2 protein-coding genes are annotated in these 1,388 nt (G+C 54.0%); both read right to left on the bottom strand.

The window, feature by feature from the left end:
• A partial coding sequence (locus ACTQ3R_RS16490; protein ID WP_441780226.1) for a DUF4314 domain-containing protein occupies positions 1–415 on the bottom strand: 415 nt, incomplete at its 3' end.
• Positions 416–417: 2 nt separating this feature from the next.
• Positions 418–1,119: a hypothetical protein gene (locus ACTQ3R_RS16485; RefSeq protein WP_441780227.1), complete on the bottom strand. Its 702-nt coding sequence runs from the start codon at positions 1,117–1,119 to the stop codon at positions 418–420.
• Positions 1,120–1,388 lie beyond the last annotated feature (269 nt).

Here is a 1,388-nt window from a genome sequence, read left to right as displayed (position 1 = left end):
CACCATCATACCAATGCATGAGACCCCGCTCCGCCTCCTCCGGCATCCGGTTTTTCGCCAGTGCCGCCGTGATCTGATCCTGATAGCCCCGCAGCTCACTGCCCTCCAGCAATGTGCTGCAATCATCGAATTCGCCGTACTCGTTCCGCTCGTAGAGATCGGCGGTCAGGGGCATATACAGCTTGAGGGTGGTCAGCTTGGGCGGCAGTACGGTGAAGCTGTCCTCGCCGGGGGCGAGCGGCAGCGTGCGGCCATTGTTCCACTTCATGAAAATTTGCCCCCCATCGTCCACGAAGTCCACCTCACCCTCGGTGCCGGGAAGAATGGGATGATAAGGGTCCTCCATCGAATTGAGCCGGATGCGGGTGCCGGGGGGATACTGCTCCTTGATAAAATTCACCATTTTTCTCTCCATACTCACATTCCTCCCATTGTCATGCCCTGATCGGGCGTTTTTTGGTATTCCTCCAACTGGCGGGGATTTTCCTCGCCATAAAGGTCAAAAACGATATCGTCCACCTGCTTGCGGACGCTGGGATCGTCGGTCAGCACCTCGTAACGGAAACCTGTGGTTGAGCGGTACGGAAGTTCTTCCCGCAGGCACTTGAGAAAGGCTTCAGCATCGGTAAACTCCTGTGTATCGCCGTTGGCATAGGTGACACGGCCTACCAGCGGCTTGTCCCGCGCCATGTTCTGCCGCTGAACGGCCAAATCGTATACCGCAAGGTAGCCATTATAATCTCCGGGAGACGGGTTGCAGCGCAGGCAGTAGCGGTAGCGCTCCGTTTCCACGATGTAGCCGTAGTTCTGTACATAGCCGCCGTCGATTTTCCCGCCGTGGTCATAGCAAAAACGCTCCATCGCGAAGCGGCTTTTCAGCACATCTCCACGGAGCTTACCAACGATCTGCTGCAACTCCGCTTTGAACGCGGGGCTGTTCAGCTCCTCCGGGCCGCGGGGCCACCATGTATGCCAGAACTCGTTGCCGCTGCGCCCGAAGTCCATGCGGACATGGCCAACGGTACCCAGCCGCTTATCTTCTTCGGGGTGCGGGGTATAAAATAAGCCCGCCTCCTCCGGGCGGGCAGGTCGGATATGGAATTGTGTTGTATTTTTCAAGGTTAAGATCTCCTTTCGGTGTAGAATTTGGCTTTACACATTACCGGGGATATGCTATGATGAGGTAAAGAAATCGGAATTTGACGGGATGAAAGCGAGAAATAATTATGGAGATATTTACTTTTAACGGCTATGATGGAGAAAAAATAGCACTGAAATGTGTTTGTCAAACGAAAATGTGAGCAAAAGGGCCCCAAAAAAGTGAGCACCTTCAGCACCAGATTTCATGTCGTGAGCAATGTTTTTCCCAAGTACCAAATGCTCACCTT

The organism is Lawsonibacter sp. LCP25S3_E2 (assembly GCF_052117285.1).
GTDB lineage: Bacteria > Bacillota > Clostridia > Oscillospirales > Oscillospiraceae > Lawsonibacter.
The sequence above is the reverse complement of the archived record's forward strand: the minus strand, read 5'-3'. Positions and strand labels throughout refer to the sequence as shown.